This window comes from Micromonospora sp. CA-246542, assembly GCF_050942905.1.
Classification (GTDB): domain Bacteria; phylum Actinomycetota; class Actinomycetes; order Mycobacteriales; family Micromonosporaceae; genus Micromonospora.
Genome location: NZ_CP192040.1, coordinates 1,935,301 through 1,948,561 on the forward strand (window position 1 = coordinate 1,935,301; position 13,261 = coordinate 1,948,561).

General features: G+C 73.1%; 15 protein-coding genes. 9 read left to right on the forward strand and 6 right to left on the reverse strand.

The window, feature by feature from the left end; translation table 11 throughout:
* The first annotated feature begins 76 nt into the window (after positions 1-76).
* On the forward strand, positions 77-1,051 hold the full coding sequence (locus tag ACQP0N_RS09040) for a sporulation protein (protein WP_433119092.1): 975 nt from the start codon (positions 77-79) through the stop codon (positions 1,049-1,051).
* A 69-nt stretch (positions 1,052-1,120) separates the two neighbouring features.
* Here ACQP0N_RS09040 and ACQP0N_RS09045 read toward each other — a convergent pair whose 3' ends face one another.
* Positions 1,121-1,495, reverse strand: coding sequence for a hypothetical protein (locus ACQP0N_RS09045; RefSeq protein WP_355051818.1), 375 nt, complete (start codon positions 1,493-1,495; stop codon positions 1,121-1,123).
* Between the two features lie 288 nt (positions 1,496-1,783).
* Here ACQP0N_RS09045 and ACQP0N_RS09050 point away from each other — a divergent pair, with 288 nt between their 5' ends.
* Complete coding sequence (locus ACQP0N_RS09050; RefSeq protein WP_433119094.1) at positions 1,784-2,209, forward strand: hypothetical protein; 426 nt, start codon at positions 1,784-1,786, stop codon at positions 2,207-2,209.
* Between the two features lie 55 nt (positions 2,210-2,264).
* Here the strand turns inward: ACQP0N_RS09050 and ACQP0N_RS09055 are convergent, their stop codons facing one another.
* Together ACQP0N_RS09055 and ACQP0N_RS09060 are read right to left on the reverse strand one after the other, a co-directional pair.
* Positions 2,265-4,484 carry a HelD family protein gene (locus ACQP0N_RS09055; RefSeq protein WP_433121529.1) on the reverse strand — a complete coding sequence of 740 codons (2,220 nt, stop codon included), beginning with the start codon at positions 4,482-4,484 and terminating at the stop codon, positions 2,265-2,267.
* Positions 4,485-4,742: 258 nt separating this feature from the next.
* A complete protein-coding gene (locus ACQP0N_RS09060) occupies positions 4,743-5,894 on the reverse strand; it encodes a LolA family protein (RefSeq protein ID WP_433119096.1) in 1,152 nt (383 codons plus the stop codon).
* Positions 5,895-5,991: 97 nt separating this feature from the next.
* On the opposite strand from ACQP0N_RS09060, the gene ACQP0N_RS09065 reads away from it, so the two are divergent.
* On the forward strand, positions 5,992-6,648 hold the full coding sequence (locus ACQP0N_RS09065; protein WP_355051822.1) for a response regulator transcription factor: 657 nt from the start codon (positions 5,992-5,994) through the stop codon (positions 6,646-6,648).
* A gap of 71 nt (positions 6,649-6,719) precedes the next feature.
* Positions 6,720-8,078: a sensor histidine kinase gene (locus ACQP0N_RS09070; RefSeq protein WP_433121531.1), complete on the forward strand. Its 1,359-nt coding sequence runs from the start codon at positions 6,720-6,722 to the stop codon at positions 8,076-8,078.
* A 12-nt stretch (positions 8,079-8,090) separates the two neighbouring features.
* On the opposite strand, the gene ACQP0N_RS09075 is transcribed toward ACQP0N_RS09070, so the two are convergent.
* Both ACQP0N_RS09075 and ACQP0N_RS09080 read right to left on the reverse strand, forming a co-directional pair.
* Positions 8,091-9,752: a tetratricopeptide repeat protein gene (locus ACQP0N_RS09075; RefSeq protein ID WP_433119099.1), complete on the reverse strand. Its 1,662-nt coding sequence runs from the start codon at positions 9,750-9,752 to the stop codon at positions 8,091-8,093.
* Between the two features lie 57 nt (positions 9,753-9,809).
* Complete coding sequence (locus ACQP0N_RS09080) at positions 9,810-10,271, reverse strand: MarR family winged helix-turn-helix transcriptional regulator (RefSeq protein WP_433121533.1); 462 nt, start codon at positions 10,269-10,271, stop codon at positions 9,810-9,812.
* Between the two features lie 49 nt (positions 10,272-10,320).
* Between ACQP0N_RS09080 and ACQP0N_RS09085 the strand changes: the two genes are divergently transcribed.
* From ACQP0N_RS09085 to ACQP0N_RS09095, 3 genes are read left to right on the forward strand one after another with little or no spacing between them, the layout of a single operon-like run.
* A complete protein-coding gene (locus ACQP0N_RS09085; protein ID WP_396802752.1) occupies positions 10,321-10,842 on the forward strand; it encodes a VOC family protein in 522 nt (173 codons plus the stop codon).
* 24 nt (positions 10,843-10,866) lie between these two features.
* Positions 10,867-11,430, forward strand: coding sequence for a hypothetical protein (locus ACQP0N_RS09090; protein WP_433119101.1), 564 nt, complete (start codon positions 10,867-10,869; stop codon positions 11,428-11,430).
* Positions 11,427-11,783 carry a hypothetical protein gene (locus tag ACQP0N_RS09095; RefSeq protein WP_433119103.1) on the forward strand — a complete coding sequence of 119 codons (357 nt, stop codon included), beginning with the start codon at positions 11,427-11,429 and terminating at the stop codon, positions 11,781-11,783. Before ACQP0N_RS09090 ends, ACQP0N_RS09095 begins: the two co-directional genes overlap by 4 nt.
* Positions 11,784-12,008: 225 nt before the next feature.
* Here the strand turns inward: ACQP0N_RS09095 and ACQP0N_RS09100 are convergent, their stop codons facing one another.
* Entirely contained in the window at positions 12,009-12,188 is a 180-nt protein-coding gene (locus ACQP0N_RS09100) for a DUF4236 domain-containing protein (RefSeq protein WP_355051826.1), read from the reverse strand.
* A 311-nt stretch (positions 12,189-12,499) separates the two neighbouring features.
* On the opposite strand from ACQP0N_RS09100, the gene ACQP0N_RS09105 reads away from it, so the two are divergent.
* Together ACQP0N_RS09105 and ACQP0N_RS09110 are read left to right on the forward strand one after the other, a co-directional pair.
* Positions 12,500-13,060, forward strand: a complete 561-nt coding sequence (locus tag ACQP0N_RS09105; RefSeq protein WP_433119105.1) for a flavin reductase family protein — start codon at positions 12,500-12,502, stop codon at positions 13,058-13,060.
* Positions 13,057-13,260 (forward strand): hypothetical protein, encoded by a 204-nt coding sequence (locus ACQP0N_RS09110; RefSeq protein WP_433119107.1) that lies wholly within the window; start codon positions 13,057-13,059, stop codon positions 13,258-13,260. Before ACQP0N_RS09105 ends, ACQP0N_RS09110 begins: the two co-directional genes overlap by 4 nt.
* Position 13,261: the final 1 nt, after the last annotated feature.

Below are 13,261 nucleotides of genomic sequence, written 5' to 3' on the forward strand. Positions count from 1 at the left end.
GGGGTGTGGATAGGGTGCGCGGTGAGTCAACGTCCGACTCCATGGTGGAGCGGTCGGCTGTCGCACAGGAGTTCCGATGGTCTTCAAGAAGATGTTGAGCGCGTTCGGTGTGGGTGGTCCCAGCGTGGACACTGTGCTGGCCAACCCCAACACCCGGCCCGGCCTGACCCTCGACGGGGAGGTCAGAATCGTCGGTGGTGACAACCCGGCGGCCATCGAGCAGGTGGTGATCGGCCTGGTCACCCGCGTCGAGGTCGAGGGCCACGACACGGAGTACGCCGGCACCATGGAGTTCCACCGGATGGCCGTCAGCGGTGCGTTCCAGCTCGCGCCCAAGCAGGAGCTGTCGATCCCGTTCCAGCTCCCGGTGCCGTGGGAGACCCCGATCACCGACGTGTACGGCCAGCGCCTGCACGGCATGACGATGGGCCTGCGGACCGAGCTGTCGGTGGCCCGCGCGGTCGACAAGACCGACCTGGACCACGTGGCGGTGCACCCGTTGCCGGTGCACGAGCGGATCCTGGAGGCGTTCCAACGGCTGGGTTTCCGGTTCAAGACCGCCGACCTGGAGCGCGGCCACATCCGGGGCGTGCAGCAGACGCTGCCGTTCTACCAGGAGATCGAGTTCTTCGCCTCGCCGCAGTACGCGGGCACGATCAACGAGGTCGAGGTGACCTTCGTGACCAGCCAGCGTGGTGTCGAGGTGATCCTGGAGTGCGACAAGCGCGGCGGCTTCCTGAGCGCCGGGCACGACGCGTTCGGGCGCTACCAGGTGTCGCACGCCGACGTCGACCGGGTCGACTGGGCGCAGGTCGTCGACGGTTGGCTGCGTGAGACCACGTCCCGCTACGGGAGCCTGCGCTCCCAGTACGGCCACGGTCCCGGCTACGGCCACGGTCACGGTCACGGCCACGGTCACGGCCGGGGCGGCATGGGTGTGGGCGGCATGGTCGCCGGCGCGGCGCTCGGTGTCGCCGGCGGCATGATCGCCGGCGAGATGATCGAGGACGCCTTCGAGGGCGACTTCGGCGACTTCGGCGGCGACGAGTAACGCGTTCCGCAGACGACGGTGGCCTCCGGGAGAACTCTCCCGGAGGCCACCGTTTTCACGTACGGCGCGTCAGCGCCCGCGCATGCTCCGCTCCTTGCCGGACCGGCGCTCGGAGCCGGCCTTCGACAGGCCCCGGCTGACCAGGTAACCACCGGTCAGGATGCTCAGGAACAGCCACGTCTGGCTCGGGTTGTTGATGTTCAACCCGTTGGCGGTGGTGCCCTTCCAGAACGCGGCGATCACGAGGAGCGCGACGGCGGCGGCGTAGACCCAGAATTCCGTCGTCAGGAACGCCTGCTTGGTCTCCGTACCCGGCGACGGCATCGGGTCTCGGTGCCCGTCGCGCATTGCCGGCATCTGCTGCGTGTCCCGCATCATGGCGGGGTTCTGCGGGTCGTTCATGGGCCGGTTCATCGGCCGGGTGGAAGCAGCCTGCGTGCTCATCTGGTCCTCCTCAGGATGCGATGAGTCGTACCTGCCTTCCCTCGCCCCGCTACCGCGTTTCGGCCACGGCACGGTTCGCTTGCACGGCGGGGACACCCCCCGACTACCCGAGGCCCGGGACCAGGTAACACCCCCACCTCGGGAAATGAGTCGACGAGGCGTGACGGTGCCCGCCTCACGACCGGCCGGGTCGGATGTCCGTTTCCGGCCGTCGTACGAGCGCTCCGGGTTTGGTCGACGGGAGGTCGGGCACGCAGTCGGTTCCACAGCTTCTGTGAGGTGATGGACGTGCGTGAGGACGACATGCGGCAGGAGGCCGCCCGCCAGGCCGAGAACCGGATCGCCGGCGGCGTGTACGGCGAGGGCGCCCTCGACGAGGTGACGGTGCCCCCCACCGACGTGGAGTCCCAACTCCAACGTGACGATCCGCTCGACCCGGCGCAGGAACGGGTCGACCCGCGGGTGCTGCACGACGGCGGCCCGGTCGGCGGGCAGGGCGCGGTGACGACCACCGGTGGCACCGCCGGGCCGGCGAGCGTGCGCCGGGTGGCCCGGCAGCCGGAGCGACACCCCGGCAAGGTGGCGCCGACGACCACCGGCGACGCCACCACCGGCGGCCTGAGCACGCCGACCGGCGGCGGCACCAGCGACCAGTCCACCTCGGCGACCGGTCCGGGCAAGTCCATCCGGGACCGCTCGACCGACCGGCGGTGATCCCACCCGTGCCCCCGCCGACCAGCCGGTCGGCGGGGGCACGTCGGGTGGCTGGTCAGCCGCAGGGGCGCAGGACGCCCAGACGCTGGGTGGCCCGGGTGAGCGCCACGTACAGGTCGCTGCGCCCGCGCGGCGACTCGGCCACCATCCGGTCCGGGTCGACGACCAGCACCGAGTCGAACTCCAACCCCTTCGCCTGGGCGACGGTCAGCACGACCACCCGGCTCTCCAGCTCCGGGTTTTCGCCCACCGTGGCCTCGGGCAACGCGGCGGTCAGCGCCGAGCCGAGCGTGTCGACCCGGCTGGCCGGCACGATGACACCGACCCGGCCCTCGGTCAGCCCGGCGGCCTCGCGGGTCACCGCCGACACCAACTCGGCGGGTAGCTGCCCGTCGGGGACCGCCCGGTCCCACGGGGGTACGCCGCTCTCCCGCACCGAGCGCGGTGGCCGCAGCTCCGGGTCGATCTCGGTGAGCACCTCGGCGGCGACCGCCATGATCTCGGCCGGCGTGCGGTAGCTCACCGTCAGCTCGGTCAGTCGCCACCGCTGCGCCACGTACGGGGCGAGGGCGTCGGCCCAGGAGGGCGTGCCGACGAGCGCGCCGGTCTGCGCCACGTCCCCGACGATCGTCATGGACCGGCTCGGGCAGCGGCGCATCAGCAGCCGCCACGCCATCGGCGACAACTCCTGTGCCTCGTCCACGATGATGTGGCCGAACGCCCACGTGCGGTCGGCGGCGGCGCGCTGCGCGGTGGTCAGCCGGTCGGCCTCCTCCTGCCGTTCCAGCAGCCGATCCGCGTCGATGAGGTCGGTCACGCCGAGGATCTCACCGCCCTCGGCCTCGTCCTCCACGTCGATCGACCGGGAGCCCCGGGCGATCTCCAGCACACCCTCGGCGTACTCCCGCTCCATCATGCGGATGCGATCCCGCCGCGCGGCGGCGGCCCGTTCGTCCTCGCCGAGCAGTTCGGCGGCCTCGTCCAGCAGCGGCACGTCGGCGGGCGTCCAGCCGCCCGGCTCGCGGCGCAGCAGCGCCCGCTCGTCGTCGGTGAGCATCGGCGCGGCGGCGGCGATCCGGTCCGGGTCCGCGTACAGGTCCGCGAGCAGTCGCTGCGGGGTGAGCACCGGCCACAACCGGTCGAGTACGGCCTGGATCTCCGTCTCCTCGCGCAGCTCCCGACGGATCTCGGCTCGGTCGGCCTCGTCGAGCAGGTTGTCGCCGCCCAGCGGGTCGGCGCCGATCCGCTCGGCCACCTGGTCGGCGAGCGCGTGCACGATCTCCACGTCGAACAGCGCCCGGGCCAGGTTGTGCGGACGGTCGGTGCGGCGTACCCGATCCCGCGCGACGCGTACGGTCTCCGGATCGAGGGTCAGCACCTCGCGCTCCACCTCGATCTCCAGCGGCTCGTCCGGCACCCACTGCCGGTCCCGCACGGCGAGGGCCAGCACCTCGGCGAGCACCGCGCGGCCCTTGAGCGCCGCGGTCTGGGCCGGCTCGGAGCGCTGGGCACTCACTCCGGGGAACAGGTCGCCCTGGGTACGCAGCAGCACGCCCGTCTCGGCCAGCGTGGGAAGCACCTGGGAGATGTAGCGCAGGAACGTCGCGTTCGGCCCGACCAGCAGCACGCCACGGCTGGACAGCTCGCGTCGGTGTGTGTAGAGCAGGTACGCCGCCCGGTGCAGCGCGACGGCGGTCTTGCCGGTGCCGGGGCCGCCCTGGACCACCAGCACGCCGGGCAGGTCGGCGCGGATGATCCGGTCCTGCTCGGCCTGGATGGTCTCCACGATGTCGCGCATCCGGCCGGTCCGACCGGCGTTGAGCGCGGCCAGCAGGGACGCCTCGCCGGTCAGCTCCTCGTGCCCGCCGGGGGAGGCGCTGTCGATGTCGAGGACCTCGTCGTTGAGCCCGGTCACCTTGCGCTGGCGGGTACGCAGGTGCCGGCGGCGGCGTACGCCCTGCGGGTTGGCGGCGGTGGCGAGGTAGAACGGCCGCGCGGCCGGGGCACGCCAGTCCATCAACAGCGGGTCGTAGTCGCCACTGGTGTCGAAGATCCCGATCCGGCCGATGTAGCGGCGGGAGTCGTCGTCGCCGTCGAGCCGTCCGAAGCAGAGGCCATTCTCCACGGCGGAGAACTGCTCGACCTGGTCGGCGTACATGGCCACGGAGCTGTCGCGCTGGGAGCGGTCCTGGAGGGTGCCGCCGGTGTTGCGCAGCTCGGCGGTGAGCCGGTGGGCGGCCTGCTCACGCAACCCGTCCAGACGGTCGTAGAGCATCGAGACGTACTCCTGCTCGCGGCCGATCTCGTCGTCGAGCGGCAATTCACCGGTACCGCCGGAGTGCCTTGACAAGCCGTCTCCCTAAACGTTAGAATCCAATGCTAGAACGGCATTTAATGCCGTTCTTTTTTGTGCCCTCGAATTGTCGAAGATAGCGCGGGCGACCCGCTGTCACCAAGCCGACGGGGCCGATGCGGGTCACACAGGTACGCCGGGCCGACCGTGTGGTCGACCCGGCGTAGGAGTGTGCGGAGATCAGCCGCGAGCCACCTGGTAGAGCCGCTGGGGCGTGACCGCTCCGGCGAGCACCCGCCCGTCGTCGGTGAGCAGCACGCTGAACAGCTTGCCGGTGAGCAGCCGCCCGCTACCCCAGTCGCCACTGACCGCCGGCAGGCCACCGAGCAGCTTCGACAGGTCGGCGTCCGGCGCGGCGTCGGCCGGCTTCCGGCCCGCACCGGCAGCGGCCGGCTTCTGGCCCTCGGCGGCAGCGGCCGGCTTCTGGCCCTCGGCGGCGTCGAGGCGGGCGACCAGGACGGTGGTCCAGCCGTCGCCGACCGTGCGCACCTGGGGGTCCCGACCCGGTGCGACGTGTGCCGGCCGGCCGGCGGTCGGCCGCTCGGCGGTCTCCTCGGTGACGCTCACCCCGGGAGGCGGGTTGAAGGCGAACTGGTCGGCGTCGGGGCGGCGGTAGTCGACCTGGGTGAACGCCATCTCGAAGGCCGGCTGGTCGCTACCGGAGGCGAGCACCTCGAAGCGCAGCGGCACGTGCTGCTTCGCGTCGATGGCGATCCGGAGCTGGTGCACCAGCGAGTCACGGTCACGCGGCGCGAGCACCAGCTCGTAGGCGTCCCGACCGGCGACGGTGGCCGAGCGGCCGACGCTGACCTCGGTGCTCGGATCGATCGCGCTCAACGCCAGGTCGGCGGCCTCCCGGGGAGTGGCCGGCAGGCTCGGCGTCGCCTCGGGCTTCGCCGCGCCCGTCGAGTCGCCCAGGGCGCGGTGGCGGGCGGTGTTGCCGCGGCTCTCCCAGGTCCACACGTCCTGACCGTTGCGGATGATGTCCCGCTGGCCGAGCGTGTCCACCAGTGCGACGCGCTGGCGGTCCGGGCCGGAGTACCACACCCGCAGGGTGTGCGTGCCGCTCAGCAGGGCAGTCAGGTCGTTGCCGGGCACCAGCCCGACGAGCGGCGGCAGGCCGAGGTCGGCGCGTTGCACGACCGTCCCGGACAACCCCTCCAGGGAGGAGGTCTGGAGGTCCACCAGGAGCTGGGCGGCGGTACGCGGCGGCAGGCTCGGCTCGGCCTCGGCGGCGAACGTGCCGACGGCGGCGCCGCCACCGATGACGGCGACGCCGGCGGCCACCGGGACCAGCCACCGCAGGACGGGACGACTTCTCAGGATCGACATGGTGCACACCTCCTGCCCGACATCCTGCCCGCTCGGCGCTGTGAACGCGCTGAGGACGCCGAACCGCGAGCTGTGACCCGGGTGGCACCCTTGAGGTGTGCGGTTGTTGGTGGTGGAGGACGAGGCCCGGCTGGCGGCTGCCCTGCAACGCGGTCTGCAGGCCGAGGGGTTCGCGGTCGACGTGGCGGCGACCGGCCCCGAGGGCCTGGACGCGGCACGCCACGGTGGGTACGACGCGATGATCCTCGACGTCATGCTGCCCGGGCTCTCCGGCTACGAGGTGGTGCGCCGGCTGCGCGCCGAGCAGCACTGGCTGCCGGTGCTGATGCTGTCGGCCAAGGATGGCGAGTACGACCAGGCCGACGGCCTGGACTGCGGCGCTGACGACTACCTGACCAAGCCCTTCTCGTACGTGGTGCTGCTGGCCCGTCTGCGGGCGTTGCTGCGCCGGGGAGCGCCGGAGCGCCCCGCCGTGCTGGCGGTCGGCGACCTGCGGCTCGATCCGGCCCGTCGGCGGGTGACCCGGGCCGACGCCGAGGTGACGTTGACCGCGCGCGAGTACGCCCTGCTGGACTATCTGATGCGCCGGCCCGGCCAGGTCATCTCCAAGATCGAGCTACTGGACCACGTGTGGGACGCCAGCCTGGAGACGGCGCCCAACGTGGTCGAGGTGTACGTCGGCTACCTGCGTCGCAAGCTCGGCCGGGATCGGCTGGAGACCATCCGGGGCGCCGGCTACCGGCTGGCGACGTGACCTCCGCCGACCCGCCGCGCGGCTGGTCGCCCCGCCGGGGCCTGCACGGCCTGGGGCTGCGGGGCCGCCTCCTGGCGCTCGGCGTGTTCGGACTCACCATCGGTCTCGCCCTCGGCGGGGTGGTGCTGCTCGGCGCGCTTCGTTTCGTGCTCCAACGCAACGTGGACACCGAGGCGTTCCGGACCGCCGACGCGGTCGCCCTGCTCGCCGCCGAGGACGCGCTGCCCGACCCGCTGCCGGTGGCCGGCGGGCAGGTCCGGGTCCAGGTGATCGACGCGCAGGGGCGGGTCCGGGCGGCCTCGATCGACGCGGACCGGCTGGTCCCGATGGCCCGCCCCGAGTGGTTGGACACCGGCCACCGTCAACGCCTGGACGTTCCCGCCGAGCGGGTCGGGCTTCGCGGACCGGTCCGGGTGGTCGCCGTACCCGCCGGCACGTCGGCCGATCCGCTCACCGTGCTGGTCGCCCGCTCGATGGCCGACGTGCGGCAGAGCACGCACGTGGTGCGGACCATCCTGCTGGTGGCGTTCCCGCTGCTGGTGGTGGTCCTGGCCGGGGTGGCGTGGCGGGTGGTCGGCGCGACGTTGCGTCCCGTGGAGGCGCTGCGCCGGGGCGCCGAGGAGATCACCGGGCGGGCCGGCGCCGGTCGACTTCCGGTGCCCGCCTCCGCCGACGAGATCCACCGGCTGGCGGTGACCCTGAACGGGATGCTGGGCCGGCTGGAGTCGGCCCGGGCCCGGCAGCGGGCCTTCGTCTCCGATGCCGCGCACGAGCTGCGGAGCCCGCTGGCCAACATCCGTACCGAGTTGGAGGTGGCCCAGCGGCTCGCCGACCGGACGGACTGGACGGCGGTGACCGCCAACCTGCTCGCCGACACCGAGCGGTTGAGCCGGCTGGTCGACGACCTGCTGCTGCTGGCCCGCCTGGACGAGATGCCGGCGTCGCGGGGCACCGGCCCGGTCGAACTGGCGGCGCTTCTGAGCGAGGTCGCCGCCCGGTATCCGTCGCCGCCGGTGCGGGTGGAGCCGTCACCGGGCCCGCTGTGGACGGCCGGGAACGAGGCCGAGCTACGGCGGGTGCTGGCCAACCTCGTCGACAACGCGGTCCGGCACGCGCAGAGCAGCGTCGTCCTCGCGGTCGAGCCGCACGAGACCGCGTACCACCTGGTGACGGTGACCGACGACGGCCCCGGGATCGCGGCGGCCGATCGTGGCCGGGTCTTCGACCGGTTCACGAGGTTGGACGACGGCCGGGGCCGCGACCACGGCGGCGCGGGCCTCGGCCTCGCCATCGTGTGGGAGCTGGTCCGCCGCGCGGGCGGCACCATCACCCTGGCCGAGGCCGACGGCCCGCACGGTCTACGGGTACGCCTGCTGCTTCCGGCGACGCCGGCCGGGCCAGAGCCGCCGCCGACGGTTGCCCGACCCTGAGGACGGCGGACGTCAGCGGCGGCGGGTGCAGACCTGGTTGGCGCTCGCCACGGTGTCGGTGGACCAGACGACCGCGACGGTGAAGCAGTAGTCGTTGGCGCGGTTCAGCGCGTACACGATGTAGCTGTCGGTGCCGGCGGGCAGCGTGGCGATCGCGGTCTTCTCCTGCCCGGCCCGGCCGGCGGAGACGATGACCGGCCCCTCGCCGCCGGCCGGGTACGTCCAGCGCAGGGTGATGTTGTCCCGGTTGTCGCGCAGCGACACCGTGCCGGGCGGGGTGCCCGGCGCGGCGGCCGGCGCGGTCGTGCCGGTGGTCGGGGCGCCGGTGGTCGGGGACGCGGCCGTGCCGCTCGGGCCGGCGCTCGGCGGCGGCCCGGACTTCGGGTCGTCCCCGTCGCCGACGCGCGCCACGCCGGCGATCACCGCCGCCGTGCCCAGCAGCACCACGACCACGCCGGCCACCAGCACCGGCACCAACCTGTTGCGTGCCGCTGCCGGCGCCCGGTGTACGGGCACCGGCAGCAGCCGCGACGGCGTGTACGGCGTCAGCGGCGCCGACGGTCGGTCCGGTTCGGACGACGCGCCGGGACGGTACAGCCGGTACACGCCGGACGACTCTTCGGTGCCGCCCGTGAACCCGGCCACCGACGGTGGCACCGGCGCGACGGTGGGGTGCGGGACGGGATCGTCCGTCGGGTCCGGCGGCCAGCGCAGGCCCGGGACATCGTCCGGCTCGTCGGCCGGCGGCCAGCGGAAGTCCGGGGAGCCGTCCGGCTCGTCGGCCGGTACCCGCGGATTCGGTACCGGGCCGCCGCTGGAGACCCCGGCGGCAGCCAGGCCGTCGTCGGTACGGCCGGCGGGAGCAGCGGCCTGCGGGGCCGGCGGGTAGTAGGCGGCATCGAGCGGCCGATCGGGCTGCGGCGGCGGCGTGCGCGCGGCCGGCACCACCGGTGCGTCCCGGACGGCCGACGTGTCGTCGGCGCAGACGTGGTCGGGGTTGGCGGCGGCCCGGGCCAGCGACGCCACCTGGAGGGCCAGCGGATCGTCGGCGCTCAGATGCTGCCGGCACAGCTCGCGGGCCAGCGCGAGGTTGTCGTGCGCCTCGGCGAACTGCCCGCAGTCGCGCTGCATCGAGCCGAGCCGGGCCAACATCTTGATGCCGCTGGGGTGGCCGTCGCCGTACACCTCGCGGTGCAGCTCCCAGGCGTCCTGGAGACGGTCGCGGGCGACCGTGCACTGGCCCCGGGCGTACTCGACGGTGGCCAGGTCGGCGTGTGCGGCCAGCACCCGCAGTGACTCGGGACCGTCCTGCGCGGTCAGCTCGATGATCACGTCCTGGTACAGCCGGGCGGCCCGGGAGTGACTGCCCACCCGGTGCAGCACGGCGGCCAGGGTCGCGGCGGCGGCCACGGTGCGGGGGTCGGAGCGGCCGTGCAACCGGGTCGTGGCCGCGTACGCGAAGGCGGCCCAGCCGCGGGCGGAGTGCGGCTCGCCGAGGGCGACGAGCACCCGCGCCTGGAGGCTGGCCGCCTCGGCCAGCTCCGGCGTGGCGTTGGCCGGGCGGGGGTCGGCGTCGGTGAGCGCGTCGGAGAGCAGCCGTTGGGCACCGGCGATGTCGCCAGCGGACACGAGGTGGTGCGCCTGGTCAGTCAACTCGTCGAAGCCGGAGGACACGCCCCATCGTGCTCATCCGACGACGGTAAGTACAAGACCCGCGCCGGTGTCGATCGGTCAGGATCTGCTCAGGTGCTCGGCCAACGTCTCGCTGATTCGGCGTAACTGGTCGACCTGGGCGGGGCTCAGCGCGTCGAAGAGGTGCCGGCGTACGCCGTCGACGTGGCCGGGCGCGGCGGCGGCGAGGGTGGCGAAACCGTCGTCGGTGAGCACCGCGATCTGCCCGCGTCGGTCGGTGGGGCAGTCCTCGCGGCGCACCCAGCCGGCCTCCTCCAGGCGGGCCACGGCGTGCGAGAGCCGGCTGCGCGACGACCCGGCCGCCTCGGCCAGCTCGCTCATCCGTAGTTGCCGACCGGGCGCCTCGGAGAGACGGACCAGGATCTCGTAGTAGGCGTGCGGCATTCCGGCATCGCGTTGCAGCTCACGGTCGAGCGTGTCCATCAGCGTTCGGGAGGAGGCGAGGAACGCCCGCCAGGTGCGCTGCTCGTCGGGGTCAAGCCAGCGGGTCATGACGGCCATCATACTCCCGATGGTTGAACGCTCAACAAATCGGCGCTAGTGTGGGGTCATGGGTATCCACCGGCTCAACCACGCGGTTCTCTACGTCAGTGACCTCGCCCGCAGCGTCGCCTTCTACCGCGACGTGCTGGGCTTCACCCCGGTCGACATGACCCCGGCCGGTTTCCGGGGCGCGACCTTCCTCCAGGCTCCCGACTCCACCAACGACCACGACCTCGGCCTGTTCGAGATCGGCGCGGGCGCCGGGCGCTCGACCGCCGGCCGGGCCACCGTCGGGCTCTACCACCTGGCGTGGGAGGTCGACACCCTCGACGAGCTGGCCGCCACCGCCGAGCGGCTCGCCGCGGCCGGGGCGCTGGCCGGCACGTCCGACCACGGCACCACCAAGAGCCTCTACGGGCAGGACCCGGACGGGCTGGAGTTCGAGGTGGTCTGGCTGGTCCCGGCCGACCAGCTCGACGACGCCACGGTGGCCGCCCGCAAGCGGATCGACCGACTCGACCTGGCGGCCGAGCGGCAGCGCTACGGCGGGCAGACGCGCGGCGGCGTGGGGATCTCCGTCCCGGCCTGAACGGCCATGGGGTAGAACGGACCGATGCCAACCAACCGGACCGCCGACGTCCTCCGTGAACTGCTGGTCCGCCACCTGGCGACCTGGTTGCCCGTCGCCCTGCACCGCTCCCGCCGCGTGACCGTCGCGCTGGCCTGGGCGGGTGCCGACGGCGGTGGCGCGGAGGCGGCGCTACGGGCGGTCGTCGGCCACGCCACGCAGGTACGCGGCCGGCAGGTGACGATTCTGGCGCTGGCCGACGAGGCCAGCGACCTGCCGGCCCGGCTCGGGCCGGTCGAGGCGGAGTTGCCTCCCGAGGTGACGGTGCACCTGCTGCCCGGCGGCCCCGCCCGGCTGCCGGTGGCGTTGAAGGCGGCCGCCGCGGCCGGGGCGCCGCTGTTCTGCTTCGTCGACCTGGCCGGCCCGGCGCACGCCGAGGTGCTGCGTGCCTGCGCCAACGGCCGCAACGGCGAAGTGCTGCTGCACGCCACCGCCAGCGCCCGTGCGGCCCTCGGCCTCGCCGGCTTTCCGCTGGTCGCCGAGGTGGCGCCGCTGACGGAGGCGGACGGGGAGTGGGCGACGCTTCGGACGACGAGGCGCCCGGCGTGATCGCGTTCGGGAGCCGGTCGGACCGGAGCCTGGAGGCGGTCCGCGACGCGCTCTGGACGGTCGGCGCGGGCCTCCGGGTGCGCTACCGCGATCCGGCCGACCCGACGGGCGCACCTGTCGAGGTGGCCGAAGACCCGGACCGGGAACCGCTGGCCCGCGAGCTGCTGGCCGAACTACGCCGGAATGGACCGCGCCCGGTCACCGAGCTGCGCCGGCACACCCTGACCACGACGGTCTACCGCGCCACCGACGCCAACCACGCCCTAGCCACCTTGCTCGACAAGGGCAAGGTAACCCGAGACCGCGAGTCCGGTCGCCTAGCCGGCGACGAACTCATAACCCCAACCCCCTGACCCACCCTGACTCCTCGCCCGCGCCCTCGCCCGCGCCCTCGCCCTCGCCCTTGCCCTCGCTCTCGCCCTCGCCCCGCGATCTTGCACTTTCTGCGGCGACACAAGGGATATTCCTGCCCCTAACGGCAACAGAAAGTGCAAGATCGACGCGTGGTGGGGGTGCGGGGGTGGAGACGCCGAGCGGGGCGCCGGTGAATCACCGGCGCCCCGCTCGACTCCCGGTCGTTACGACCGGGCCTTGTCCTGCTTCCAAGACAGTGGTCCCGGCAGGTCGACGCGGTGTGCCCGGGCCTTCGAGTTCCAGGACCAGCGTCCGATCTTGATGCTCCACGAGGAGAAACCGTTCTCGGTGAAGTTCAGGATCAGCGGACCGATCTTCTTGCGCTTGCGAAACATGAGGCCCATCGGAGCACTCCCCTCGTCAACCGTTCCCTGCCGTGTTGGGATCGAACATTCCCGGCCGGGCGAATTCCGAAACCCCCTCGTCGTCCCGGGTGGACGGTGTGCCGACACGACACCGGCAATTCCTATCCACCAGATGGGTGTTGCGCTGCGGTAAACGCTGCTAAAGGTGCTCCGTAACATCGTCGGCGATGCAAGTCTCATCTTGTGGAAGACCGTTGACCGGCCGTTCGCGCCGTCGGCAGCATGGGTTTCATGTTGCCGCGGACTGAGCCTCCCCTCATCGCCCACGCCGCGCCGGCCCCGGTGCCGGCGTGACCACCGTGGAGCGTCCGACGACGGACGCGACCGACCTGCGACCGGTGGACCGAGACCTGTTCCGCGCGCTGCTGCGCCGACAGGCCACCAGCGTCACCGTGGTCACCGCCGTGGCCCGGTCCACCGACCCGGCGTGTCTGGGCGGGATCGGCCAGCCGATCCGGGCCGGATTCACCGCCACCTCGTTCACCTCGGTCTCACTGGAACCGCCGCTCGTCTCGTTCTGCCTCGGCACGGAGTCGTCGAGCTGGCCGGTGCTGGCCCGTGCCGAACACGTCGCGGTCCACCTCCTCGCCGCCGGGCAGCGGGAGGCGGCCGCCGTCTTCGCCACCAGCGGCATCGACCGGTTCGCCGCCTATCCGGACTGGACGGCCGGGCCGTTCGGGGTGCCACTGCTGACCGGGGTGCTGGCCCGACTGTTCTGCCGGGTGGTGCACCGCGTCCCGCTCGGCGACCACACCCTGGTCATCGCCGAACCGCTCGCCCTGGGCGACGGCGGCGACGGCCCACCGCTGGTGCACCACCGGGGCGGCTACACCACGGCGGCCGGCGGGTGAGCACGCCCGTCACGGCCGACCGCTCGTGTTGGACCAGGCCGCCCAGGGCCTGCTGTTCCGGGCGGCCCGCACCGCCAACACGTTCACCGACGAGCCGGCACGAGGCGCTGCTGCTGGTGAACGTCGGCCACCCCGGTCCGCACGCCTGGGGCGACCGGCTGCCCCGACTCGACACCGACGAGGTGGTGCGCGCCCTGTGAG